We start from the raw sequence: 24,415 nt of genomic DNA on the forward strand, positions 1-24,415 counted from the left end.
TCGTGACGACTGTATAAGCCGCCAGCGGGCGGCTATTTATTCCGCAAAGCGAAATATGGGAGCAAGCAATGTCCGTTCATTACCAGCGCCACGGCGACATAGGCGTTATTCAAATTACCAATCCGCCGGTCAATGCTTTGAGTCGTGCGGTACGCCGTGGCTTAGTCGATGCGCTTGACGAGGGTGTTACTGACGCAGATGCTAAAGCGCTGGTCGTGCTAGCCGATGGCCGCACCTTTATTGCCGGAGCGGATATTCGTGAGTTCGGCAAGCCGCCTCAAGACCCTCTACTGCCCGATTTGATCACCCAACTGGAAGCCTGCCCAAAACCGCTGATTGCCGCGCTACACGGCACGGCCCTGGGCGGCGGTCTTGAAGTGGCGCTAGGTTGCCACTACCGAGTCGCGCTGGCGGGAACCCGCGTTGGGCTTCCGGAGGTAAAGCTTGGCTTACTGCCAGGCGCCGGTGGCACCCAGCGTTTGCCGCGCTTAGTGGGCGTTGAGCACGCCTTAGAGATGATTACCAGCGGGCGCTTTGTAGAGGCTGAGGAAGCCTTGGAGGCGGGCATTATCGACGCCATCAGCAACGCAGAAACGCCGCTTGACGCGGGCCTAGCGGCAGCTAAAGAGGTACTGGCAGGTAACCAAACGTCGCGCATCACTGGTCAACTACCACCTCCTTCAGCTGATTCCCAAGCGATCGACTCTACGCTGTCGCGTCTTCACCAAGAATCTCCCGATCTCTTCTCGCCGTTTCGCATTGTTGAAGCGGTGGAGGCCTGCGTGACGGCTGAAACGCTTCAAGATGGCCTGCGCCGCGAGCGGGAACTGTTTTTGGCCTGTATGGACTCCCCCCAGCGCGCCGGACTCATTCATCTGTTTTTTGCCGCGCGCGGCCCTCACGTAGTGCCAAATATTGAGAACGCCAAGGCGTTTAATCACGTCGCCTTAATAGGCGAGCATCAGCTATTTGAGCGCCTGCAAAAAACCGCTCAACGGGCGGGGATTACCCTCACTAGCGCACCTGATGCTGCCACCGAGCTATGTCTACTGGCGCCGAATACACCCATGGATGCTGCCGTGGGATGCCCCGTCATCAAACTGGACAAGATCGGCATCAGCAGCGGGACTGAGACAGCATTACAGTTAGTCATCGCCGAAGGCGGCCGCATGGTAGAGCTGGTCAACTCAAGCGCAGAGCCACTGATTCAGCAACAGGCTGCTCTCACCTTAAAAGCGCTAAAAGTCAACGTCGTGGTCAGCCAACAACAAAGCCTACTGAATACCCTGCACGGTGAGATTGAAAAAGCACCTGCCAGCGAACGGCAATCAGCTTTAGAACGGACGAGCCTTAGTATCGCTAAAAACGGCTTCTGTTACCGCGAGAGTGATATCGATTTGCTGGCGGTAGAAGCATTGGGCTATCCGCGCCATTTAGGTGGGCCCAACCGCCAGGCAACCCTTAAGGAAACACATTAATGAACCTCACTTTTAGCCCCGAAGAGCAGGCATTCCGCGCAGAGGTACGCCATTTTCTAGCCGATGCGCTACCCAGCGATATTAGCGAACGCGTGCGCTTGGGCCGACACCTGCGAGCCGATGATCACCTACGCTGGCAGAACACTCTCAGCGAACAGGGCTGGCTCGCCTCTAACTGGCCAAAAGAACACGGCGGCCCTGGCTGGGGACCGGTACAGCGGCATATTTTTGATGAAGAGTGCGCCGCCGCCCACGCGCCGACGGTCGTGCCTTTCGGCGTCAACATGGTGGCTCCGGTCATCATGAAATTCGGCAGTATCGAACAGCAACAGCACTACCTGCCGCGCATTTTGAGCAATCAGGATTGGTGGTGCCAGGGCTACTCAGAGCCCGGTGCGGGTTCCGATTTGGCAGGTCTGAATACCCGCGCGGTACGCGATGGCGACCACTATATCGTCAATGGTCAGAAGACCTGGACCACCTTGGGCCAGCACGCCAACATGCTGTTTTGCCTAGTGCGTACCGACCCAGAGGCTAAAAAGCAGGCGGGCATTAGCTTTCTGTTGATCGATATGCAAACGCCGGGGATTACCGTACGACCCATTATTACCCTGGACGGTGCCCACGAAGTTAATGAAATCTTTTTAGACAACGTGCGGGTGCCGGTTGAAAACCGCGTCGGAGAAGAGGGCCAGGGCTGGACCTGCGCCAAATTCCTGCTCACCCACGAACGCACCGGCATTGCAGGGCTTGGCCACGCCAAGCAGGCATTGCGCCACCTGAAGTCTCTCGCCAGCCGGGTTGAGCATCGTGGCAAACCGCTGTTGGACCTGCCCAGTTTCCGCCAGCGGGTGGTCAAAGCCGAGCTTGAGCTGATAGCGCTGGAAGTAACCAATCTACGCGTGATAGCCGCAGCCCGGGATGGCGGCGTGCCCGGCGCAGAAAGCTCGCTGCTGAAAGTGCGTGGCTCAGAGCTGCGCCAGGAGCTAAGCGAGCTCACCCGCCGCGCCCTTGGCCCTGCTGCTCTGCCGTTCTTCCCCGACTTCCTGCATGGTGATGCCAGCCTTGACGATGAGCGCGCCCAAAGCGCCTCCGCCAGTGCTCAATACTTCAATCGCCGCAAGCTGTCGATTTATGGCGGCTCCAACGAAATACAGAAAAGTATTGTCGCCAAAACTATTTTAGCTATGTGAGGAAGTCACCATGGATTTTGCTTTAACCGACGAGCAACGCATGCTCGAAGAGACGCTCTCTCGCTTAGTGGCCGATCAGGTTTCCGCAGAGCAGCGCCGTGCGATGCTTGCCGCTGCCCCCGAAGGTGCTTCTGCACTCTGGCGCACCTTTGCTGAGCTTGGCCTACTGCATATGCCCTTTAGTGAAGACGTAGGTGGGCTGGGTGGCGATGGCACCGACCTGATGATTATTATGCAGGCACTCGGGCGAGGCCTGGTGCCAGAACATTATCTTGCGGGCCTTGTGCTACCCGGCCAGTTATTGGCCCTGACCGCTAACAGCGAGCAGCAGAAACACTGGCTAACCCCACTACTTGAGGGCAAACACCAATTGGCGTTTGCCTGGCAGGAATATAGCACCCGCTATGATGCCTTTACGGTATCTACCCAAGCTAAACAGCAAGACGGTCAGTGGCAGTTAAATGGCAGAAAAGATGTCGTTTTGAACCTCGAAGCGGCGGCAGCTACGCTGGTCACGGCACAGTTGGAGAGCGGCAAATTAGGGCTATTCATTGTGCCCACGGGTGCGCCCGGCGCATCGTCGCACCTTTATCGCACTATCGACGACCAAGCTGCCGGTGATCTCACGCTAGACAAGGTTACACTGCCGTTAGCCCATTGCCTGAGCGAAGATATCAGCGATGCGCTGGCCGAGGTTCTGGCCCTAGGTCGCGCGGCAATCTGCGCTCAAGCCATCGGCGCAATGGAAGAAGCCTGCGACCAAACCCTGGCCTATCTTAAAGAGCGCAAGCAGTTTGGCCTGCCACTATCCACCTTCCAGGCGCTGCAACACCGCATGGTGGATATGCACTTACACCTGGAGCAATCCCGCTCCATGGCGATTTTAGCGGCAACCAGCCTTACCCTGCCTTCCAGCGAGCGGGATTACAAAATTGCCGCGGCCAAGGCGTACTGTGGCGAATCAGCGCGCTTTATTGCCGAACAGGCCATCCAGCTTCATGGGGCAATGGGCATGACCGAAGAGTGCTATGTCGCGAACTACGCCAAGCACCTGGTGATGTTCGATCACTACCTGGGCGATAGCGACTACCATCTCGAAACGGTCAGTGATCTGTTAAGCGTTGCCTAGGGAGCATGATATGTCCGATCGCACCGGCGAATTAGTCACTGTCAGCGCTAATGAAAACGGCGTTGTCGAAGTAGCGATTGCGCGCCCAGAAGTCCGCAATGCCCTGAATGAAACCACCGCCCTGGCGCTCAATCAAGCGCTGGCGGCGGTAGCGACTGATGAACGGGTTCGCTGCGTCATTCTGCGCGGTGAGGGCAGCGCGTTTTGTGCGGGGGCTGATCTGTCGGAGTTTGAGAAGGCGACGTCTCAGCCCGCCAGCGAGCGGCTGGAAAAGCTCTTTCTGCCCGCCCTGCGCAGTTTAATGACGATGGAAAAGCCGGTGATTGCAGCGGTTAGTGGCGCCGCGGCAGGCATAGGGGTTTCCTATGTGCTGGCCAGCGATATGGTGGTCATGGGCCGTTCCGCTTACTTGAAGCTTGCCTTTATCAATATCGGTTTGATCCCCGACGGCGGCGCCTGCTGGCATCTGGTACGCAAGCTTGGTCACGCCCAGGCGTTTGAGATGGCCGCCTTGGCGACCCCCATTTCGGGTGAGCGCTGCGTGGCGCTCGGCTTGGCTAACCGGGTCGTTGAAGATCACCAGGTGCTAGCAGAAGTGCGTTCGTTGGCCCAAGCGCTGGTGGGTCAATCGCCTCAGGCGTTAAGTGCCACCAAACGCGCGCTGCGTGAAGCCGCACAGCGATCGTTGAGTGACACAATGGCGTTAGAGGGCGAGCTACAGGATCAGTGCAAGGCCTCTGAGGATTTCCAGATGCGAGTGGCGGCGTTTCGTCAAAGCCGCCGTAAATGATTCTGCGCCTGCTGATAATCTGCGCGTAGCGTGGCGACTTCTTCGGCCACGCTATTCAGTGTGGCAATACTACCCACGCCCTGCCCTGCGCCCCAAATATCCCGCCACGCTTTTGCTTTACTGCTACCGCCTGAGCCGTAGCGCATCGAGCTTTTATCGCCTTCAGGTAGCGCATTAGGGTCTAATCCCGCCTTTTCAATGCTTTGTCGCAAGTAGTTACCGTGCACGCCGGTAAACAGGTTGGTATAGACAATGTCTCCCGCTGCAGCGTCCAGCACCATCTGTTTGTAGGCGGCTTGAGCATTGGCCTCTTGAGTGGCAATAAAACGCGTGCCCATATACACCAAGTCGACGCCTAGCGCCTGGGCGGCAACGATCTGCTCGCCTTGGGTGATCGCCCCCGCCAGCACCAGCGGCCCGTCATAGAAGCGGCGCACCTCGGCCACAAAGGCAAACGGATTTAAACGCCCGGCATGACCGCCCGCACCGTGGCACACCAGTATCAAGCCATCGACGCCTGCATCCACTGCCTTCTTGGCATGGCGTAGCGTGGTAACGTCATGAAAGACCAAGCCTCCGTAGGCATGTACCTGTTCCACTACGCGATTAGGCGCGTGCAGACTAGTAATCACCAGCGGCACTTTAAACTCGGCGCACAGCGCGACATCGTGCTCTAGACGGTCGTTGGTGGGATGAACAATTTGATTAACCGCAAAAGGCGCCGAAGGCTGTTCTGGGTGCCGCTCGTCATAGTCGGCCAGGGTTTGGGTGACCTGCTTCAGCCACTCGCGCAGCGCTTCCGCTGGACGGGCATTGAGCGCTGGAAAAGCGCCTATAATGCCTGCCTGGCACTGGGCAATCACCAACTCAGGCCCGGAGACGATAAACATGGGAGAGCCGATCACCGGCAGAGTTAACGAGGCGGTTAGGCGCGTTAGCATAGGCAAAACTCGCTGGTTGTTATTTTAAGGTCGTTAAAAAGCCCCTTACGGGGCTTTTACGAGGCTCTTTTCAAGGCGTTTACAGCTTACTTTCCAGTTCCGGCAGGATCTCAAACAGATCCCCCACCAAGCCGTAGTCGGCGACCTGGAAGATCGGTGCTTCGTCGTCTTTATTGATCGCGACGATCACCTTAGAGTCCTTCATGCCCGCCAAGTGCTGAATGGCACCGGAGATGCCCACGGCGATATACAGCTCCGGGGCAACAATCTTGCCGGTCTGGCCGACCTGCATATCGTTGGGCACAAAGCCGGCATCAACGGCCGCACGGGAAGCACCAATCGCCGCGCCTAGCTTGTCGGCAATGCCATCGAGCAGCTTGAAGTTCTCGCCGTTGCCCATACCGCGGCCGCCGGAGATCACCACCTTAGCGCCGCCCAGCTCGGGGCGATCCGATGCCGCCAGTTCTTCTTTAACAAAGCTGGACTGGCTGTTTTCCACCACGGTGTCGACGGCTTCTATCGTGGCACTGCCCCCGTCGCTGACCGCATCAAAGCCGGTGGTACGAATGGTAATGACTTTTAGCGTATCGTCGCTTTTCACCGTGGCAATGGCGTTACCGGCGTAGATCGGGCGCAGGAAGGTGTCAGCGCTTTCCACCCCCAGTACATCCGACAGCTGGCTCACGTCTTTTAGCGCGGCTAGTCGCGGCAGCACGTTTTTGCCAGTGGTGGAGGCGCTAGCGAGAACGTGGGTATAGCCATCAGCCAGCTCGACCAGCAGTGCGCCCATGGGCTCGGCCAGTTGGTGGGCGTAAACGGCGTTATCCGCGACGCGCACTTTGCTCACACCATCCAGCTTGGCGGCAGCGGCGGCGGCGGCCTGAACGCCTTCACCGGCCACCAGAACGTCAATATCGCCACCGATGGCTTTCGCGGCGGCCACAACATGGGCCGTCGCTCCGGCCAGTTGGCCTTCATGTAGATCGGCAAGTACCAAAATGCTCATAAAATCAGCTCCTTTCAAAGCGCTTGTCTTAAAGCACCTGGTTCAAAGTACTTTGGCTTCGTTTTTGAGTTTGTCGATCAGCTCGTCGACCGAGGCGACTTTAACGCCACCTTTGCGCTCGGCTGGGGACTCGACCTTCACCAGGCTCACCTTGGAGGCTACCTCGACGCCGTAGTCGGCGGGGGTTTTGACATCCAGGGGCTTTTTCTTGGCCTTCATAATATCGGGGAGCTTGGCGTAGCGCGGCTCATTCAAACGCAGGTCGGTGGTCACAATCGCCGGCAGTGTTAGGGCGATGGTCTGCAGGCCGCCGTCGATTTCACGGGTGACGTTGACCTTGTCCCCGTCGACCGCAACCTCTGAAGCAAAGGTGCCCTGGGGCAAGCCGGTCAGCGCAGCGAGCATTTGGCCGGTCTGGTTGTTGTCAGTATCGATCGCCTGCTTGCCGAGAACGACCAGGCCGGGCTGCTCTTCTTCGACCACTTTAGCCAATAGTTTAGCCACGGCCAGGGATTCGGCGCGCTCGTCGGTTTCGATATGAATAGCGCGATCCGCGCCCAGCGCCAGCGCGGTGCGCAGTTGCTCCTGGGCCGCTTTGGGGCCGACCGTCACTGCGACCACTTCGGTGGCGACGCCCTTCTCTTTCAGGCGCACGGCCTCTTCCACGGCAATTTCGCAGAAGGGGTTCATGGCCATTTTGACGTTGGTAAGGTCGACGTCAGAGTGGTCCGCTTTGACACGGATTTTGACGTTATAGTCGATGACGCGTTTCACCGCGACGAGAATTTTCATAAGGCGTGCTCCAAATGCTTAGCTAATCAATCCAGTTAATTTCGCCTGCGTTCTGCAAAGCGAAATATGATTTCACTTTATAATAAGAACATTAAAAAAACGCCGAATAAAGGTCAAGTGCTTCCTTGTGCTGGCACCTCTTAAACGGGTAACACCTAAAAAGGAGACCACATAAACCACGCGGCCAATAGTGGAATCGAGGTTACCAAAAAGCGACCGTTCCAGCGGTAGCCAATACGCGTGGCGGGTACGCCGGTAAACCGCGATAGAATCAGCATTGATGCTGTCATCGGTGACGACATTAATGCCAGCGCCCAGCCTACCATCAGCGAGGCGCCAATAAGGGGTGGGGTCAGTCCTTCAATACCCAATTGCGGCAGCAGCCCCACCAGCAGCGTCACCGTCACAATTGGATTAACGCCTACCTGGGCAAGCCCCACGACCATCAGCATGGCCAGCACAGCATTAAAGGCGCCCCATTGATTTAGCACCGTTAACAGCAGTGCCAACTGCTGAGTATCGACTAGCCCTACGCTCAAATGCCCCAAGTAACCCGCCGCGCCCAGTACCACAATCTCATTGGCACTGGGCGATAGCAGCCATGGCAGTTGGCGATGCACCGCCGTTATGGCCCCAGGTAGCCCGCCATAGCCGAGCCTGCGCCTCTGCCAGGCAAGCCATAGAAGTGCCCCGGTGGGCGCGCCCAGCAACGCGGCAATAGGTAGCCGTAAATCAAGCAGCCAGGCAATAGAAAACACCAGTGCGACAATACCGATAAGCAACACGCTAAACTGCGCCAGCGGTCGTAACGAAGGCGTTGTTGCCAGGGCTTTATTGGCAGGCGGGTGCGGCCCGGTTAAGTAATCCACCGCCCAACCGGCTAGAAAAATCAGCGCTGCAGCGCCCAAAATATACGGTGCTAGCTCAAGCCAGGTAACTTGGGGCAGGCTCGATAGCACCACCGCCACCCCAATGCCCATGGGCGAAATCAGCGGCGCCAGGGAAAAACCACGCAGCAGCGCCAGCATCATGCGCCGCTGGCGCGCCTCACGAACCCAGGCACGTCCTTGCGCGGCACCTAGCGTATTGCTCTTTTCGATCATGGAGGCGAACAGATTAAGCACGCCGATATTGAGAATGATGCCAAACAGCGCCGAGCCTGATGACAAGATCGGGTAACGGCGGCTGGGCAGTTGCAGCAGCATGCTCTGGCCGCAGCGACGCACCAAACGGGAACGATAGGCAGGTAAGCGCAGCATACTCAGCGCCACCACAAAGGTGGCAAAAAAGGCAAAACGCCCACTGGCCTCGAACAGCAGTTGAGCGGGGTTCGGCGAACGCCATAGCGCTAGTAAAGATAGTGCCCCTGCGGCCAGCAATAACCCTTTGGCCATTCGGGTTAGCTGACCGCCAAGCGTTGATAAATAAAATAGCAGCGCGGCAACACCAACGGCCTGCAAAAACTGGCTACCGATCACCAAATGCAATAGCGTTGCCAGGGTAACCAGCAGTAACAGCGAAACCCGCAGGCGGGCTAGGCTCACTCAGAACAATCCTCGGGAAATCCTTCAGGCGATTCGCTGCCGCTGCGACGCCGAAACGATCCCTCCCCCATCGCTACTAGATTGCCTTTTTCGTCGGTGATCTCACCGCTGGTCATATAGGTCTTTTGCCCACCACCACGCAGGATTCCCGTTGCCCGCAGCACACCCTGCCGAGCGGGACCCACAAACGTGGTCGTCAGAGACAGCGTCATCCCCCGGCGAATATTGCCCGGCACCTCACAGTGCAGGCCTGCCAGACTCAGGGCACTATCCAGCATCGAGGCCAGCACGCCACCGTGCACATTGCCACTGCGGTTCAGGTGCTTGGGCTCAATGGTGAGTTCAACCACGGTGCGATCTTGGTGCCATTCAACCACCTGCATACCCAGCAGTTCGTGATAGCCCATCAGTGCGTGTTGCGAAGTATCCGACTGGCTCATGAGGCGCTCTCCTGCTGCGCCAAGTCACGCAGCCGCCCCTTGAGAATTTTGCCACTGGCGGTGGAAGGCAGCGTATCCATTAAAACAATTTGAGTGGGTCGCTTGTAAGGCGCCAGTCGCTCAGCAATAAACGTTTTAAGCTCCGCCAGATCTACCTCAACGCCCGGCTCGCACTGCACAAAGGCCACTACTTCCTCATTCCCGGCGATTTGACGCCCTACCACGGCGGTAAGCGTGACGGCAGGGTGCTCGTTGATCACCGCTTCCACGTCAGGTGGGTAGATATTGAAGCCCGAACGGATTATCAGCTCTTTGCTACGCCCCACGATATACAGTTGGTCAGCGTGATCGAGTTTGGCAATGTCACCCGTATTGAGCCAACCATCTGCCGTCAGCGTGGTACGGGTGGCTTCCGGTTGGCGAAAGTAGCCTTTCATTACATTGGGACCACGGACCCACAGTTCACCCACTTCTTCACCGGGCGGCTCGGAAGTGCCGCTATCGCTCAGCGGCTCCAAGCGATACTCGAGCAGGGGGAGCACGCGGCCAACGGTGCTGTTGGCATGGCGATCATTAATACGGGTTTGGCTAATGGTGGGACTCGCCTCGGTTAATCCATAGCCATTGTGTAGCGTCAGGCCAAAGACTGCTTCCACCCGTACTTTGGTGTCGCTGTCTAACGGCGAACCACCCGCAGACATGTAAATCAGACCGGGCGCTTCGAGGGTGCGCTGCTCGCGCTTCAAGAACTCTAACGCCCGGGCATACATCGCAGGCACGCCCTGGAGCACGGTAATACGTTCCTGCTTTAGCGTATCCAGCATATGCCCGGCATCAAAACGCGGCACGGTATACAGGCAGGCACCGTTATACAGCGATCCCATGCACACAGAAGAGAGGCCAAACACATGAGACATGGGCAGTACGCCATATACTCGCTGCCCTTCGCTTAAATGGCGCATGCCCCCGGAGATCGAGGCGATATAGAGAATGCCGCGATGGGTCAGCATGACGCCTTTAGGCGTGCCGGTAGTGCCCGAAGTATAGATCATTGCGGCCACCTGCTCGGCACCGCTGGCATAGACCGGCTCGGGCTCACTGGCGTATAGAGGTGAAATCGCCAACCCACCCAACTGAGGGTGCTGATAGCGGTCGGCGGCGTGGCGCTCGGCGTGCTGGCACGCCTCTGGCGACGCATCGCAGGTATAGAACACTCGCCGGGGCAGGCAGTTGCCCTGAATCAGATCGACTTCCTGGGCAGACAACCGCGAGTTCACAATCGCCACCCAGACATCCATTTCGCTGGCGGCGAGCAGCAACACAATCAGGGCGCGACAGTTTTCGCCTACCGTCATAATCCGGTCACCGGGGCGAATATCCAACGTACTTAACCAATCACAGGCGGCGTGTATTGCTTCACCCAGTTCCGCATAGCTCCAACGCACACTGCCATCTACGATGGCGGGTTGGTCGCCAAGGCGCTTAGCGTTTTCAAGCACGCGGGTGCTAAGCCGCTCGGGGAGCTCAGCCACGAGCTCGCTGGCGAGACGCCCAAAAATATTTTCGTCCGGCGCTTGGTAAGGTACCGACAAAGCCATTAGGACGCCTCCCGCACCATATTCCTGGCAATCACGATTTGCTGAATTTGAGTCGTACCTTCGTAAATACGGAATAGCCGTACATCACGGTAGAAGCGCTCCACCGCGTACTCAGACATATAGCCCGCGCCGCCGTGAACCTGCACCGCGCGATCGGCCACTCGGCCAACCATCTCTGCACAAAACAGCTTGCAGCAGGAGGCCAGCGTCGAAACGTTTTCGCCGTCATCTTTGCGCCGCGCGGCATCCATTACCATGGTTTTACCGGCATAGGCTTCGGTTTTGCTATCCGCCAGCATGGCTTGAATCAGTTGGTGTTCGGCAAGCGCAGCGCCAAACTGTTTGCGCTCCATGGTGTAGCGCAAGGACTCTTCGACTAAGCGTTCAGCAACACCAACGCAGACCGCAGAAATGTGCAACCGCCCGCGATCCAGCACCTTCATGGCGGTCTTAAACCCCTGCCCCTCTTGACCACCAATAATGTTGACGGCAGGCACCCGGCAATTATCGAAAATAATATCGCAGGTGTGAGCACCCTTCTGGCCCATCTTGTTATCCGCCGGGCCGCGCACTAAACCCGGGGTATCACCTTCGACAATAAACGCGGAGATGCCGCCGGCGCCTTTATTATTGGTATCAGTGCGCGCCATCACGGTAAACAGATCAGCTTCAGGGCCATTGGTGATATAGCGTTTGGTGCCGTTCAAAATATAGTGGTCGCCATCGCGCACCGCCGTCGTCCGCAGGCTGGCCGCATCGGAGCCTGAATCGGGCTCGGTCAAACAGAACGAGCTGAGAATTTCCCCCGTTGCCAAACGCGGCACATACTTGGCTTTCTGCTCGTCGGTGCCATCAATCAAGATACCTTGGGCACCGATACCGTTATTAGTGCCGAATACCGAGCGAAAGGCGGGCGACGTTTTGCCAATCTCCATCGCCACCAGCGCTTCCTCCTCCATGGTCAACCCCAGGCCGCCGTACTCTTCAGGAATCGAAAGCCCAAACAGGCCCATCTCTTTCATTTCGGCAAGAATTTCCGGTGGTACTGCATCCTCTTCGGCTAGGCGTGCCTCATTGGGGATTAGGCGTTCACGGACAAAACGGCCGATGGTATCGACAAGCTGATTGATTAATTCGGGATCTCGGATCATGACGGCTCCTGGTGGCAACGGTTTTTATGATTAGTGTTAGCGCTGAGCGTGGACAGTACGCATGTTCTGCATAGCAAAACCATAGTCCACTATTCTTGTCAGGCACTTTTGCATAGCCTAGGATGACAGTCAATAATTGGAATTCTATTTTGCAATGCAGAATCAAAACACCAAATAGCACCCATTTGCAGAGAGGACTTAGCGCATGGCTAGCGAATCAACACCTTCCCCTTTTAACACGCTTGGTATCGTCGGCACCGGCGCTATGGGGCGTGGCATCGCGCAGTTGGCTGCTCAGGCAGGTCTAGACGTCATGCTGTTCGACGTTAAAGAGGGTGCCGTACAAGAAGCTAAAACCTTTATTAATGGCCTATGGCAGAGAAGTGCCGAAAAGCAGCGCATTAGTGAGGACCAGGCTCAGCAGTACAGTGAACGGTTGATCGAAACAAGCGAGCTCGCCGCGCTGGCCCCTTGCGACATAATCGTCGAAGCGATTGTTGAGAAGCTAGAGGCCAAGCAGGGTCTGTTCAGCGACTTAGAAGACATCATCAGCCAACAAGCGGTATTAGCGACCAATACATCATCGCTATCTGTCACAGCGATTGCCGCCGCCTGCCAGCACCCGGAGCGGGTTATCGGCTTTCACTTCTTTAACCCCGTACCGCTGATGAAAATTGCCGAGGTCATCCCTGGCCTACGTACCGCCGAAGAGGTGACCCAGCAGGTGAATGCCCTGGGCGATGCCATGGGCCACTTCACCGCTCAGGCCACCGATACGCCGGGATTTCTGGTCAACCATGCCGGACGCGCCTTCGGCACCGAAGCGCTGCGAATTTTAGGTGAAAACGTCACTGACCCAGCCACCATTGACCGCATTATGGTTGATCAGGGCGGGTTCAGGATGGGCCCCTTTACCCTGCTTGATCTGACCGGGCTCGATGTTTCCCACGCGGTGATGGAGTCGGTTTATCACCAGTATTATGAAGAGGCGCGTTTTCGCCCATCCCCACTGACCCGGCAACGCTTGGCTGCAGGCTTGCTGGGGCGTAAAACCGGCGAAGGCTTTTACCGCTATGTGGAAGGCAGGCAACAAATGCCGGGTGAGCCGACTATCGCTGCGGTGTCTGCTTGCCCGGTGTGGATCAGCCAAGACGACCCCGAATCCGCCGCATCGCTCACTGAACTAGTCAGCACGGCGGGCTGGCCATTAGAGAGCGGCACACAACCAACTGGGCAAGCGCTCTGCCTGCTGACGCCTTTTGGCGAAGACGCCACCAGCTGCGCGCTGCGCCAGGGGTTAGACGCCAAACAGTGCGTGGCCGTGGATATGCTCGCGGGGCTCGGTAAACGCCGCAGCCTAATGACGACACCGCTAACCCAACACACGTTTATTCAAGCAGCGCAAAGCCTACTCAATCAAGACGGCACGCCGGTGAGCACCCTTCAGGACAGTAATGGCTTTGTGCTTCAGCGCATTACTGCGTGCATCGTTAATGTCGGCGCTGATATTGCCCAGCAGGGCGTTGCGGAACCCGCCACTATTGACCGCGCGGTTGAGCTTGGCTTGGGCTACCCGTTTGGGCCCTTGCGCATGGGCGATCACTACGGTGCAGCACGCATTATGACGATACTTAATAACCTGCTAGAGGCCACCGGTGACCCGCGCTATCGACCCAGCCCCTGGCTGCGCCGCCGCGCCGCGCTAAACGTATCGCTCACCACCGCTTAACGCTTACACCAATAACAAGGAGCACCATCATGCAAGACGCCTATATTTACGACGGCATCCGCACCCCTTTTGGTCGCCACGGCGGCAGCTTGGCGGCCATTCGGCCCGATGAACTGCTGGGTCTGACCCTCAAAACGTTGGTAGCCCGCAACCCTTTCACGCCAGAAAGCTATGAAGAGGTGCTGGCAGGCTGTACCAACCAGGCAGGCGAGGATTCACGTAACGTGGCCCGCCACGGGGCGCTACTCGCTGGCCTTCCCATTGAGGTCGCTGGGCAAACCGTCAACCGTCTTTGCGGCAGCGGCTTAGCAGCGATGATGGATGCCGCCCGTGCAGCACGGCTGGGCGAAGGCGAGCTGTTTTTAGCCGGTGGCGTAGAGTCTATGTCCCGTGCGCCCTATGTTCTGGGCAAGGCGGACTCCCCGTTTGCGCGTAATCAACCGATGTACGATACGGTAATCGGCTTGCGCTTTCCCAACCCCAGAATTGGTAAGGAGTACGGTAGTCACAGCATGCCGGAAACCGCTGATAACATTGCCCATGATCTCAACATTGGCCGTGATGCCAGTGATGCCTTTGCCGCCCGCTCCCAGGCGCGCTATGCGAAATCGCTTGCCGCTGGTTTCTACGACGGCGAGATGTTTGGCGTTGAGGTGCCCCAAGGGCGCAAACAGCCGCCGCTATTAGTGGATAAAGACGAGCATCCACGCCCACAAAGTACTGAAGATAAGCTTGCAACCCTAGGCGCACTGTTTGAGGGCGGCGTGGTGACCGCAGGCAACGCCTCAGGTCTTAACGATGGCGCCGCTGCCCTCATTGTCGGAACTAAGGCTGCCGGTGAGCGTGTCGGCTTAACGCCGCGTGCGCGTATTGTCGCCAGCGCTGTTGCCGGTGTGGCTCCGCGCGTGATGGGCTTAGGCCCGGTGCCCGCCTCGCAAAAGGCACTGGCGCGCGCAGGTCTTACGCTTGAGCAAATGGATGTGTTCGAAATTAACGAGGCGTTTGCCGTGCAGGTGCTTGGCTGCGTTCAGCAGTTAGGGCTTTCCGCTGACGACTCGCGTTTAAACGTTAATGGCGGCGCGATTGCTATTGGTCACCCCTTAGGAGCCTCCGGCGCACGCTTAGCGCTGACGGCCCTACGCCAACTTGAAGCTAGTGGTGGCCACTATGCATTAGTCACCATGTGTATCGGTGTCGGTCAGGGTATCGCCACCATTATCGAGCGTCTGGACGGCTGAGTTCATTTTACAACCGACGCCAATCCGTTGATGGGCATGAAAGCTGCACCAAAGTAGATATGCGATACTGGGCACCATAAACCACTTATTGTTGGAATAATGAATGCAACCCACCGACACTGATGCTGACGACCCGCAGCTGCCTGGAAAAGATCGAAATTTTGTGACCGCGCTGGCGCGCGGTTTAGAATTGCTGCGCGCGTTTGGCGCAGGTGAAGAGTATTTAGGCAATGCCGAACTCTCTAACCGTACGCGCATACCCCGCCCGACGGTGTCACGGTTAACCTACACCCTCACCCAGCTGGGTTATTTGCAGCACAATACCCACCTAGAGAAATATCGTCTTGGCCCTGGCGTGTTGGCGCTGGGGTATCGCTTTCTCGCCAATATGGGTATTCGCGAAATCGCCCGCCCGCATCTGCAGAAATTCGCCGATGCCACCGACTGCAACGTTAGCCTGGGCGGTGCCGACCGCAGTGATATGGTTTATCTGGAAACCTGCCACGGTCACGGTCCACTCATTATTCGCTTGGATACCGGCTCCCGCCTACCCATTGCCACGTCCGCCATTGGTCGCGCCTGGCTATGCGGCTTACCAGGCGAACGCCGCCAGCAGGTGCTGCAAGAATTGGCAACCGAATATGGTGACGATTGGCCGCAGTACGAGGCAGGCATTCAGCAAAGTCTTAAAGACTATGCCCAGTATGGTTTTTGTCTTTCAGAGCAGGACTGGCAGCGCGATATTAGCGCAGTCGCCATGCCACTGATTTTGGAAGATGGAGCCGAGGTCATGGCCATTAACTGCGGCGGTTCCAGCCTGCGTTTGGATCATGATCGGCTGGTCAATAACCTTGGCCCGCGCTTGAAAGAGGTAGCGGAACACATCCGGCAGGAGCTAGCGCCCCGACCTCGGTACCGCGCTGTTAGGTAACATCTCGGCTCGCAGCGCGTTTAATATACTCCCGCGGGTCACGGGGGTAATAACGCTCTGGCTGGTTTTCCAAGTGTGTAAAGTAGCGGGTGTCTTTATAGGGCATTTTCATGTAACCCGAGACGCCCAGGCCCTCTATTTGATCTACCGAGGCGAGAATGCGCGCCAGCAGCGTGCGGAACTCGCCCTCTCGAGCGGGATCCAGCAGTCGGTAGTAGCTGTGTATTTTGAGGTGCTGAGGCAGCGCCTCGAAAATGATCATACCGGTGTGATGGATATCGTTTAGCTGCTTGAGTGCCCGCATAATGGCCTCTGGAAGGATGAGTAACTCTTCCGGGTCGGGTCCATCTTCAAAATAGCTATGCTGACGGGTGCGGTCTTCAAGCTCCGGCACGGCGCTCAGCTCGTAGCCGATGGCCATGCTGGGTTCGCTGATAAATGCCTCCTCAACAGAAGCGCGCTCCAAATGCAGTGTTTGGCGAGCGTTGAACAGGCAACTTTTAAACACGCCCTTACGGTGAATCGCCCGCGCCAGATGCACCATATTATTAACCGCTTCGATAAAGGCGGGCTTGAGCGCCGGGTCATGCAGGTTTAGCGACGAGTCGATATACACCCCTTCCCGCTCCCAGCGTACCGCCAAGCCCCCCACCACTGGATACTTGCCCAATCGGCTGACCGATGCCAGGAAGGCTTTTTCTGTTTCGCCCATGCCCTGCATAAACTGCTTGTAGTAGCGGTCTAACTGGACATCGTTGACATCATTAAGGGTTTCTTGGGCATTCGCCTCACGTAGAAACGCCTTGCGTGAGCTATACACCACGGTATCGATTTCCTGCAGAGCTGGGCGGCCCCATACCGGCACTAGCGGCAATTGCACGCCGCTCGGTAGATCAATCATCACCACTCTGGCCATTTTGGGCATCGCGTGCAGAAAGTAGTCGCCGGCGGTGCGCCGCACCTGGGGGTCTGGATCAAGCATGCCATCCAGGGTGCGGGCAAACTCCATGGGTAAACCCAGCGAGCTGGCGGGAATAGCCCGATGGCCAAAACGACAGGACTGCGCCGATGCCAGCGCATACAGCGTGCCCGCCACGCCCTGCTCGTCAAAACGCGGGGATGACAGCGCGCCGTTTAACTGCTCTTCGCCGATAAAGTAGACATCGCCCAAGCGGGCGTTAGTTTGCTGCAGGTTGTTCGACATCAGCTCCATTACATTGGCACCGACAAACTGCAGTTGGGCATCGAGCTGTGCAAATACCGAAGAGCCCCAATCGATTAATGCAATGGACTCGTGCTTAGGGTCAAAGACTAAATTGGAGGGTTTAATATCGCCGTGCACCACTGGCCGCGACAGGGGGCCTGACTCACGGCGTAGCGCGATCAATATATCAGCCAACTGCTCCGCGATACGCATAATCAAGCGCGGTGATAGACGACCCTGTTTAAGCGATACCTGCTCTAAATTCCAGCCGGGGGCGCGCTCCATCACCAGAATGGATTGTCCCCGAGAGCGCTGGTAGGCAATTAAACCAGGAATTCGCGGATGCGAAACCTGGTCGAGCATAAACGCCTCTTCTTCGAGGCGCTCCTGCAAATGGACGGGTAACGTAATACGCGAAAACTTAAACACGTAGTGGGCGGTCGTGCCCTGATGAGGCGCGCTGCCTGCAAATACAAAGCCGTAAGCCCCCTTTCCGATTAATTCGATGCCTTGATAGCCCAACTGGGTGAGCTGTGCCTGGCACAGCGCCACCCAGTCTTTAAGCTTACGGGCATCGTGATGACTCAGCAGGTAGACCGACTGCTCTTCGGGTATATAAAACTGCTGGAGCGGCGCCTGAGACATCATCTAGTTTCCAACGGCTTTTTCAAAGGCCTTTCTGAGGGCTATGCCAAATGGAGCAGCATGCTGTCCGGGGCCTCTAGAAAGCCTTTCCAAGCATTACAAAAGCGCGCGATAGTCCCACCGTCGATAAAGCGGTGATCGCCCGCCCAGGTAATCGTCATGATAGCGCGACGCTGCACGGCCCCCTGCTCATCAAAGCGCGGCAGCCACTGAGTTTTACCAATCGCCACAATGGCCGCTTCCGGGGCGTTAATGATCGGCGCCGCGTAGGTGCCGCCCAGCGCGCCAATATTAGAAATGCTGATGGTGCCGCCTTTAAGATCCGCCTGATCAACTCGCCCTTCCCGTGCCGACGTAGTTAGCCGCCCCACCTCTCGGGCAATCTCTAGCAGTGTTAAGCGCTCAACGTTTTTAACATTGGGCACCATCAGACCCGTTTTACTATCCACTGCCATACCAATATTGCACTGGGAGTAATAGTGCAGCTCATTGCCCGCCGCATTTAGCTGGGCATTAACGATGGGCTCTTCCGCTACCGCTAACGCCATGGCTTTCATAAAAAATGGCATAAGCGTTAGCCGCTCACCCTCAGCCTCTGCCAGTGGCTTTAAACGCTCACGCAAAGCCAGCAGTGCAGTAACGTCGATCTCTTCGCCATACTGGAAGTGAGGAATAGTGCTGGCCGCTTCCACCATACGTTTCGCCATCACCGCCCGCACGCCGCGCAGTGGCTCCACCCTGGGGGCTTGCGTGTCGGCTTGGCTTTTAACGGTTGTTTGAGCTGAGGCGGATATTTGCGAAGCTTGATCCAGATGCGCCAGCACGTCTTCTTTTAGCACCCGGCCGTCTTTGCCACTGCCGGAGATATCCGTCAATTGCAGCGCATGTTCGCGCACAATGCGTCGCACGGCAGGGCTAGCGGGGACCTTGTCATATAAGCGGCCAACAGCAACGCCGACAGCGAGAGAATCAGACGCTATCGATGCTTCTGACGTCTGTTCTTTAGGCTTTTCGTTGGTGGCCGGTTGTGCAGCTTCTAACTTGCTCTCAGTCTCGCTATCTTCATCCACCTGATAGGCATACAGCGGCGCATGCACTTTGGCAATTTGCCCCTGGGCCACATACAGTTTGGTTACGACACCGGCTTCGGGTGCGGTAATCTCCACCAGCGCCTTGTCGGTCATGACTTCAACGATGGGCTGGTCTTCTTCAATTTGATCACCTTCAGCGACGCGCCATTCGACTACTTCGCACTCGACAATACCTTCGCCAATATCCGGCAGTAAAAAATCGTTCATTGTTGTTCTCCTAGCGCTAAAAGTTGACGCTTTCGCGAATCGCTTCAAAAATCTTCAGGTGATCGGGCAGGTACTCTTTTTCCAACACCAATGGAAAAGGCGTATCCAGCCCTGTCACCCGGGCAATGGGCGATTCCAGGTAGAGAAAACAACGCTCTTGAATGGTAGCGGCAATTTCACCGGCAAAGCCGCCGGTTAATGGCGCTTCATGACTCACTACGAGCCGGCCGGTTTTTAGCACCGACTCAGCCACCGTGTCAGCATCCCAGGGTAGCAGCGAGCGTAGATCAATGACTTCACAGGCAATGCCCTGCTCTTCGGCTAACTCAACCGCTTTGCCGATCACTTCCATCTGCGCGCCCCAGCCCACCACGGTAATATCCGTACCCTCTTTGGTGATTTCAGCTTCGCCAATGGGTAACTGATAATCCTCTTCGGGCACCTCGCCTACCGCGGCACGATAGAGGCGTTTAGGCTCTAGAAACAGCACTGGGTCTGGGTCGCGAATAGCGGCGAGCAGCAGCCCTTTAGCCTGATAAGGGTTGCGCGGCACTACTACTTTCAGGCCCGGCGTATGGGTGAAATAGGCCTCCGGGGATTGGGAGTGATAAAGGCCGCCAGCAATACCGCCACCGTACGGGGTACGAATAGTCAGCCCGCCGACGTTAAACAGATCGCCCGAGCGATAGCGAAACTTGGCAGTTTCGTTAACGATTTGGTCAAATGCCGGGAAGATATAGTCGGCAAATTGAATTTCAGCGACGGGCACCGACCCTTGTGCCGCCAAGCCGTTGGCAAAGCCGATAATGCCCTGCTCGACCAAAGGGGTGTTAAAGCAGCGCGCCTTGCCGTACTTCTCTTGCAGGTGGCTAGTGGCACGAAATACGCCGCCAAAAACACCCACGTCTTCGCCAAAGCAGATAACTTTTTCATCCTCTGCCATGGCGATATCCAGGGCGTTATTAATCGCCTGGAGCATGTTCATAGTGGCCATGTTACGCCTCTCCCTGCGAATCAGTCTCTGTGCCAACGTCTAAGTCCAACGACTTTGCTCCACGTGGGTAAGCCTCAGGATAGCGGCGAATATGGCGTTTTAACTGATCGAATTGGCGCTGCAGCGCTGGGGTTATATCCGCGTATACATCGCTTATCAAGCTCTCTAACGGCGGGGGTGAACGCTTCTCTGCTCGCTTCATGGTTTCCAGCACTTCACGGCGCAGGCTTTCCTGCTGAGAAGCCTCTTCTTCCTCACTCCACCACTGTTTTTTCAACAGCCACTTTTGCAGACGCAGCAGGGGATCTTTAGCGCGCCAAATTTCTTCTTCGTCTTTTGAGCGATAGCCGGAAGGATCATCAGAAGACGAGTGCGCGGCTAGACGGTAGCTCATGGCTTCAATCAATACTGGCTGATTTTGCTCAACGGCAATCTTGCGTGCCTGACGGGTCGCTTCATAGACCGCCAGCACGTCGTTGCCGTCTACCCGAATCACGTGCATATGGTAGCCAAAGGCGCGCGGGGCAATGCCATCGGCCGCAAACTGCTCGACGGCAGGCGTGGAAATGGCATAACCGTTGTTACGGCAGAAGAAAATTACCGGCACCTGATGCACTGAGGCCATATTCAGCGCGGCGTGGAAATCACCTTCCGACGCTGCCCCTTCACCAAAGAAGGTTAGCGTGCAGTGGCCATTCCCGGCGAGTTTTTGGCCATAAGCGTAGCCCGTCGCCTGAGGAATTTGAGTGGCTAAGGGGGATGAAATCGTCATGTAATGCAGCTTGCGCGAGCCGTAATGAATCGGCATTTGGCGACCTTTACCGTAGTCCAGCTCGTTGCCGAACAGCTGATTCATAAACTCGTCGATCGAGAAACCGCGATACATCAGAGCACCCTGCTCGCGGTACTGCGCCATTATCATATCGGCGTCATTAAGCGCGGCGGTGGCGCCCACTACGGCGGCCTCTTCGCCGGTACACTGCATATAAAAACTCAACCGCCCCTGGCGCTGGGCGGCCATCATCCGCTCATCCAGAATCCGCGTCGCCAGCATTGCTTGGTAGATACGCCGGGCGTGATCGCGCTCGAGCTCAGGCTCAACAGCGCCGCTATACAGTTCGCCTTCTGGGTTGAGCAGACTAAAGGTAGCAATCGAAAATTCGTCGCCGGTCATAAAATCCGGCTGGTGTACGTACTGTGTCATCACTATTATCCTTGTTTTACCCCTTTTGAGGGCAGTGTTGTTGGTATTGGCCGTTTTTGCCAGTGGATTTATCTGCCATTGGCCAACACAACATCTTGAGCTACCACAACACTTAGGACAGTAACGCAGCACACGCATTTTAGGGATGCTACTTAAGGCGCAGAGAAATTAACACAGAGAGGATTCAAGGGGCAGACAGGCGCGAGTGTAGCTTGCGTTGCAGCAGTTCAAATAGGCTATCGACCGCTAGCGCTAGCAACGCAATAGTCAATGCGCCCTGCAGCACATAGGCCATATTGCCGTTCACAATGCCGGCAATAATTGGATCACCCAGATTACTGGCGCCCACGGTTGCCCCAAGGGCAGCCGTAGCGATATTGATCGTGACCGAGGTGCGAATGCCCGCCAAAATTACCGGTGCTGCCAACGGCAGTTCGACTTGGCGTAGGATTTGCGTCGGCGTCATACCCATAGCATGAGCCGCCGTTTTAATATCGCCCTCGACGCCCTGCAGACCGGCAAGGGTGTTGCGCACAATAGGCAGCAGCCCATAAAGCATCAGCGCAACGATAATCGGCAAAGTGCCGAACCCCAGTACGGGTACCGCCAATGCCAGCACGGCCACCGGAGGGAAGGTTTGCCCTAGCGATGCTAATTGACCGACCAGCGGTAGAAAATCACTGCCGCGTTGGCGAGTCACGGCAATGCCAGCTAACACGCCAACCACAATCGTCACGATCGCGGCAATCCCCACTACTAACAAGTGGCGACCTAGCAGCACATAAAAATCAGCGCGGTCGTAAACCACCTGCCGGGCATCGGGTTCTATCCAGTGAAACAACGGCTCGGCAGCGGGCATCCCTACCACGCTAACCACAAGCAGCATCACCCACACTAATGGCCAACGCCATTGAGGTGCCTGTTTACGTGCCTGCACAGCGCCTAGCGCGTTACTCACGTATGCTTCCTTTGTCCAACTGAGCCTCTTTAATAACCCTACGCAGCGACAGGTCGCCGATCGGTACATCGTGTTGGTCGACGACGGTGAGCCGGTCAGTATGATCACGCAGCATCATGGAGAGCGCTTGACGCAGCGAAAAATTCACCGGGATGCGTGACTGTGCGGGCAAGGTTGGTCCCATGGAGGTCATGTGGTCTTTAACACGCGTTAGAGCGGCCTGCTTCAGGCCGCGCTCAAGGCCACCCAGCATTGACTCAACAAAGGGATCACTGGGGTGCTGTAGTAGCGCCAACGGTGATCCTTGCTGGATGATTCGGCCTTCACGCATGACAACGAGATGATCCGCTAGCTTAAGGGCTTCATCCATATCGTGGGTCACAAACACCACGGTTTTATGGAGCCGCGCCTGTAGCTTGGCCAGTTCCTCCTGCAGCTTCTCACGCGTAATAGGGTCGAGTGCGCCAAAGGGTTCGTCCATCAGCAAAATATCCGGGTCTGCCGCCAAGGCACGCGCAACGCCTACTCGCTGGGCCTGCCCCCCTGAAAGCTGGTGAGGATATTTATGTGAGAACTCGACTACCGGTAAGCCGAGCAGGTCCATTAGTTCTTCCACACGCGCCTGAACATCGGCCGTAGACCATTTTAACAAGCGCGGCACGAGGCCAATATTGCGGACTACATTCCAGTGCGGAAATAGCCCGGTATGTTGGATGACATAACCAATTCGACGCCGCAGCCTTACCGGGTCATACGCCCCAATTGACTGCCCGTCGAGAGTGATATCACCCTCGCTATGCTCAATGAGACGATTGATCATACGTAGCGTGGTTGATTTACCGCAGCCTGAAGTGCCGACCAATGCACAAAATTCGCCTTTCGGCACACGTAGTGAAATATCATTCACAGCGGTTTCGTCACCAAACCGCTTGGATACGCGGGTAAGCTCAATCATTGTGCTCCTCCGGGGCGCAGCGCTTCGGCTAGGGCGCCTAAACTTGCATCCACCACCAGAGCCAGCGCTAAAATAGGCAGCGCACCGAGCAAAACCATGTCCATAGCGGCTTGACCTAAGCCTTGAAAAATAAACGTCCCCAGCCCACCTGCGCCAATTAGCGCGGCTACCGCCGTCAGCCCAATGGCCTGAACAGTGGTAATTCGCACGCCTTCCAGCAGCACCGGTAGCGCCAGCGGGAGCCGTACTTGCCAAAACCGCTGGCCAGCACGCATTCCCATTCCTTTGGCGGCTTCCAACGTATCAGGGCTAACTTCTTCTAACGCGGTATAGGTATTACGCACCATGGGAAGCAGGCTGTAGGCAATCAGCGCAATGAGCGCAGGTGTGGTTCCGATACCGCTAACACCCAGTTGCGCCAAAAACGGTACGTTGCTAGCCAGCCAGGCAAGTGGCGCCAATAGCAGGCCAAATAGTGCCAGGCTAGGAATCGTTTGTAGAAAGTTGAGTACTGCAAATGCCCCCTTCTGCAGCCGTGCGTAGCGGCGCATTAGCATCGCCAGCAGCAAGCCCAACACCACACTGCTACTAACAGCGATGCCTACCAGCCTAAGATGTTGGCCGATAGCAGTTAGAAATAGCTGATTACGTGCGTTGTACTCCTGCACTAACGCGAGACTATCTAGCCATAACGCAGCGCATAACCACCACACCAGCGCGACACCGCAGAGCAAAAGCGTTGGCCAGAATCGCGTTAGGTTTAAGCGTAAGCGGATTTCAATTAAGCAAAGCAGCAGGACAAACAGTACGACCCAATACGCCGCGCCCAAACCTAAGCGCGCCTGGGGCAGTTCAGGGTCAATCAGCAAATAACTGCTGGCAATTAACCCCACCGGCATAAGTACCATTAATAGCACCACTGCGACTATCAACGCTCGGTAGTGGCGGTGACTCGGCTGCCAGGCTACAACACCAATAGTGACGAGCAACAGCGTGGCCAGCAATGTACCAGGCCAGCCAAAGGCCTCCAGTGCTCCATACCCCGTTCCCGAGACTATCCGGTTAGGGGCCATGCTAACCACGTCAAATGCCCAAAACGCGACCAGCATGATAAGGCTAAGGCTAACAAGCACAACGTTAGGGTGCCGTCCCTTCCAGCGTATCCGTGGAGTGGGCATTGCATCCAGTAGCGACATC

The 24,415-nt window shown here is 56.7% G+C and carries 21 protein-coding genes; 7 read left to right on the forward strand and 14 right to left on the reverse strand.

Annotation, left to right across the window (positions count from 1 at the left end):
• Positions 1-68 precede the first annotated feature (68 nt).
• The 4 genes from QT230_RS16445 to QT230_RS16460 are packed head-to-tail and all read left to right on the forward strand — an operon-like array spanning position 69 to position 4,590.
• Complete coding sequence (locus QT230_RS16445) at positions 69-1,478, forward strand: enoyl-CoA hydratase/isomerase family protein (protein WP_308323138.1); 1,410 nt, start codon at positions 69-71, stop codon at positions 1,476-1,478.
• Positions 1,478-2,671: an acyl-CoA dehydrogenase family protein gene (locus tag QT230_RS16450; protein ID WP_308323139.1), complete on the forward strand. Its 1,194-nt coding sequence runs from the start codon at positions 1,478-1,480 to the stop codon at positions 2,669-2,671. Before QT230_RS16445 ends, QT230_RS16450 begins: the two co-directional genes overlap by 1 nt.
• A 10-nt stretch (positions 2,672-2,681) precedes the next feature.
• Entirely contained in the window at positions 2,682-3,800 is a 1,119-nt protein-coding gene (locus tag QT230_RS16455; protein ID WP_308323140.1) for an acyl-CoA dehydrogenase, read from the forward strand.
• Positions 3,801-3,810: 10 nt separating this feature from the next.
• Positions 3,811-4,590: an enoyl-CoA hydratase-related protein gene (locus tag QT230_RS16460; RefSeq protein WP_308323142.1), complete on the forward strand. Its 780-nt coding sequence runs from the start codon at positions 3,811-3,813 to the stop codon at positions 4,588-4,590.
• Here QT230_RS16460 and QT230_RS16465 read toward each other — a convergent pair.
• The 7 genes from QT230_RS16465 to QT230_RS16495 form a co-directional block, all read right to left on the reverse strand.
• Positions 4,572-5,531 (reverse strand): nitronate monooxygenase family protein, encoded by a 960-nt coding sequence (locus tag QT230_RS16465; RefSeq protein ID WP_308323143.1) that lies wholly within the window; start codon positions 5,529-5,531, stop codon positions 4,572-4,574. The genes QT230_RS16460 and QT230_RS16465 overlap by 19 nt on opposite strands.
• A 79-nt stretch (positions 5,532-5,610) precedes the next feature.
• Positions 5,611-6,537 (reverse strand): FAD-binding protein, encoded by a 927-nt coding sequence (locus tag QT230_RS16470; RefSeq protein WP_308323144.1) that lies wholly within the window; start codon positions 6,535-6,537, stop codon positions 5,611-5,613.
• 42 nt (positions 6,538-6,579) lie between these two features.
• Positions 6,580-7,329, reverse strand: a complete 750-nt coding sequence (locus QT230_RS16475; protein ID WP_308323145.1) for an electron transfer flavoprotein subunit beta/FixA family protein — start codon at positions 7,327-7,329, stop codon at positions 6,580-6,582.
• Positions 7,330-7,484: 155 nt separating this feature from the next.
• Positions 7,485-8,873: a hypothetical protein gene (locus QT230_RS16480; protein ID WP_308323146.1), complete on the reverse strand. Its 1,389-nt coding sequence runs from the start codon at positions 8,871-8,873 to the stop codon at positions 7,485-7,487.
• Positions 8,870-9,313, reverse strand: coding sequence for a PaaI family thioesterase (locus QT230_RS16485; RefSeq protein ID WP_308323147.1), 444 nt, complete (start codon positions 9,311-9,313; stop codon positions 8,870-8,872). The genes QT230_RS16480 and QT230_RS16485 overlap by 4 nt, the downstream gene beginning before the upstream one ends.
• On the reverse strand, positions 9,310-10,911 hold the full coding sequence (locus tag QT230_RS16490) for a class I adenylate-forming enzyme family protein (RefSeq protein WP_308323149.1): 1,602 nt from the start codon (positions 10,909-10,911) through the stop codon (positions 9,310-9,312). Before QT230_RS16490 ends, QT230_RS16485 begins: the two co-directional genes overlap by 4 nt.
• Positions 10,911-12,062, reverse strand: a complete 1,152-nt coding sequence (locus QT230_RS16495; RefSeq protein ID WP_308323151.1) for an acyl-CoA dehydrogenase family protein — start codon at positions 12,060-12,062, stop codon at positions 10,911-10,913. Before QT230_RS16495 ends, QT230_RS16490 begins: the two co-directional genes overlap by 1 nt.
• A 205-nt stretch (positions 12,063-12,267) precedes the next feature.
• On the opposite strand from QT230_RS16495, the gene QT230_RS16500 reads away from it, so the two are divergent.
• The 3 genes from QT230_RS16500 (at position 12,268) to QT230_RS16510 (ending at position 15,960) form a co-directional block, all read left to right on the forward strand.
• Positions 12,268-13,791 (forward strand): 3-hydroxyacyl-CoA dehydrogenase, encoded by a 1,524-nt coding sequence (locus QT230_RS16500; protein ID WP_308323152.1) that lies wholly within the window; start codon positions 12,268-12,270, stop codon positions 13,789-13,791.
• Between the two features lie 29 nt (positions 13,792-13,820).
• On the forward strand, positions 13,821-15,029 hold the full coding sequence (locus tag QT230_RS16505; protein ID WP_308323153.1) for a 3-oxoadipyl-CoA thiolase: 1,209 nt from the start codon (positions 13,821-13,823) through the stop codon (positions 15,027-15,029).
• 103 nt (positions 15,030-15,132) lie between these two features.
• Positions 15,133-15,960, forward strand: coding sequence for an IclR family transcriptional regulator (locus tag QT230_RS16510; protein WP_308323154.1), 828 nt, complete (start codon positions 15,133-15,135; stop codon positions 15,958-15,960).
• Here QT230_RS16510 and QT230_RS16515 read toward each other — a convergent pair.
• The 7 genes from QT230_RS16515 to QT230_RS16545 all read right to left on the reverse strand — a co-directional run bounded on the left by QT230_RS16515 (position 15,953) and on the right by QT230_RS16545 (position 24,414).
• Positions 15,953-17,809 (reverse strand): protein kinase, encoded by a 1,857-nt coding sequence (locus tag QT230_RS16515; protein WP_308323237.1) that lies wholly within the window; start codon positions 17,807-17,809, stop codon positions 15,953-15,955. The genes QT230_RS16510 and QT230_RS16515 overlap by 8 nt on opposite strands.
• A gap of 41 nt (positions 17,810-17,850) precedes the next feature.
• A complete protein-coding gene (locus QT230_RS16520; protein ID WP_308323156.1) occupies positions 17,851-19,107 on the reverse strand; it encodes a 2-oxo acid dehydrogenase subunit E2 in 1,257 nt (418 codons plus the stop codon).
• Positions 19,108-19,123: 16 nt separating this feature from the next.
• A complete protein-coding gene (locus QT230_RS16525) occupies positions 19,124-20,101 on the reverse strand; it encodes a transketolase C-terminal domain-containing protein (RefSeq protein WP_308323157.1) in 978 nt (325 codons plus the stop codon).
• Position 20,102: 1 nt separating this feature from the next.
• Positions 20,103-21,305 (reverse strand): thiamine pyrophosphate-dependent dehydrogenase E1 component subunit alpha, encoded by a 1,203-nt coding sequence (locus QT230_RS16530; protein WP_308323158.1) that lies wholly within the window; start codon positions 21,303-21,305, stop codon positions 20,103-20,105.
• 184 nt (positions 21,306-21,489) lie between these two features.
• A complete protein-coding gene (locus QT230_RS16535) occupies positions 21,490-22,191 on the reverse strand; it encodes an ABC transporter permease (protein ID WP_308323239.1) in 702 nt (233 codons plus the stop codon).
• Positions 22,192-22,255: 64 nt separating this feature from the next.
• Complete coding sequence (locus tag QT230_RS16540) at positions 22,256-23,218, reverse strand: ABC transporter ATP-binding protein (protein WP_308323159.1); 963 nt, start codon at positions 23,216-23,218, stop codon at positions 22,256-22,258.
• Entirely contained in the window at positions 23,215-24,414 is a 1,200-nt protein-coding gene (locus QT230_RS16545; RefSeq protein ID WP_308323160.1) for an ABC transporter permease, read from the reverse strand. Before QT230_RS16545 ends, QT230_RS16540 begins: the two co-directional genes overlap by 4 nt.
• Position 24,415 lies beyond the last annotated feature (1 nt).

It is taken from the genome of Halomonas sp. SpR8, assembly GCF_031010195.1.
In the GTDB taxonomy this organism is placed as follows: Bacteria; Pseudomonadota; Gammaproteobacteria; order Pseudomonadales; family Halomonadaceae; genus Vreelandella.

Excerpts from the sequence above, each read along its gene's own strand:
- QT230_RS16445 (WP_308323138.1), top strand. The coding sequence starts at position 69 with ATGTCCGTTCATTACCAGCGCCACGGCGACATAGGCGTTATTCAAATT.
- QT230_RS16450 (WP_308323139.1), top strand. The coding sequence starts at position 1,478 with ATGAACCTCACTTTTAGCCCCGAAGAGCAGGCATTCCGCGCAGAGGTA.
- QT230_RS16455 (WP_308323140.1), top strand. The coding sequence starts at position 2,682 with ATGGATTTTGCTTTAACCGACGAGCAACGCATGCTCGAAGAGACGCTC.
- QT230_RS16460 (WP_308323142.1), top strand. The coding sequence starts at position 3,811 with ATGTCCGATCGCACCGGCGAATTAGTCACTGTCAGCGCTAATGAAAAC.
- QT230_RS16465 (WP_308323143.1), bottom strand. The coding sequence starts at position 5,531 with ATGCTAACGCGCCTAACCGCCTCGTTAACTCTGCCGGTGATCGGCTCT.
- QT230_RS16470 (WP_308323144.1), bottom strand. The coding sequence starts at position 6,537 with ATGAGCATTTTGGTACTTGCCGATCTACATGAAGGCCAACTGGCCGGA.
- QT230_RS16475 (WP_308323145.1), bottom strand. The coding sequence starts at position 7,329 with ATGAAAATTCTCGTCGCGGTGAAACGCGTCATCGACTATAACGTCAAA.
- QT230_RS16485 (WP_308323147.1), bottom strand. The coding sequence starts at position 9,313 with ATGAGCCAGTCGGATACTTCGCAACACGCACTGATGGGCTATCACGAA.
- QT230_RS16490 (WP_308323149.1), bottom strand. The coding sequence starts at position 10,911 with ATGGCTTTGTCGGTACCTTACCAAGCGCCGGACGAAAATATTTTTGGG.
- QT230_RS16495 (WP_308323151.1), bottom strand. The coding sequence starts at position 12,062 with ATGATCCGAGATCCCGAATTAATCAATCAGCTTGTCGATACCATCGGC.
- QT230_RS16500 (WP_308323152.1), top strand. The coding sequence starts at position 12,268 with ATGGCTAGCGAATCAACACCTTCCCCTTTTAACACGCTTGGTATCGTC.
- QT230_RS16505 (WP_308323153.1), top strand. The coding sequence starts at position 13,821 with ATGCAAGACGCCTATATTTACGACGGCATCCGCACCCCTTTTGGTCGC.
- QT230_RS16510 (WP_308323154.1), top strand. The coding sequence starts at position 15,133 with ATGCAACCCACCGACACTGATGCTGACGACCCGCAGCTGCCTGGAAAA.
- QT230_RS16515 (WP_308323237.1), bottom strand. The coding sequence starts at position 17,809 with ATGTCTCAGGCGCCGCTCCAGCAGTTTTATATACCCGAAGAGCAGTCG.
- QT230_RS16520 (WP_308323156.1), bottom strand. The coding sequence starts at position 19,107 with ATGAACGATTTTTTACTGCCGGATATTGGCGAAGGTATTGTCGAGTGC.
- QT230_RS16525 (WP_308323157.1), bottom strand. The coding sequence starts at position 20,101 with ATGGCCACTATGAACATGCTCCAGGCGATTAATAACGCCCTGGATATC.
- QT230_RS16530 (WP_308323158.1), bottom strand. The coding sequence starts at position 21,305 with ATGACACAGTACGTACACCAGCCGGATTTTATGACCGGCGACGAATTT.
- QT230_RS16535 (WP_308323239.1), bottom strand. The coding sequence starts at position 22,191 with ATGCTGCTTGTGGTTAGCGTGGTAGGGATGCCCGCTGCCGAGCCGTTG.
- QT230_RS16540 (WP_308323159.1), bottom strand. The coding sequence starts at position 23,218 with ATGATTGAGCTTACCCGCGTATCCAAGCGGTTTGGTGACGAAACCGCT.
- QT230_RS16545 (WP_308323160.1), bottom strand. The coding sequence starts at position 24,414 with ATGTCGCTACTGGATGCAATGCCCACTCCACGGATACGCTGGAAGGGA.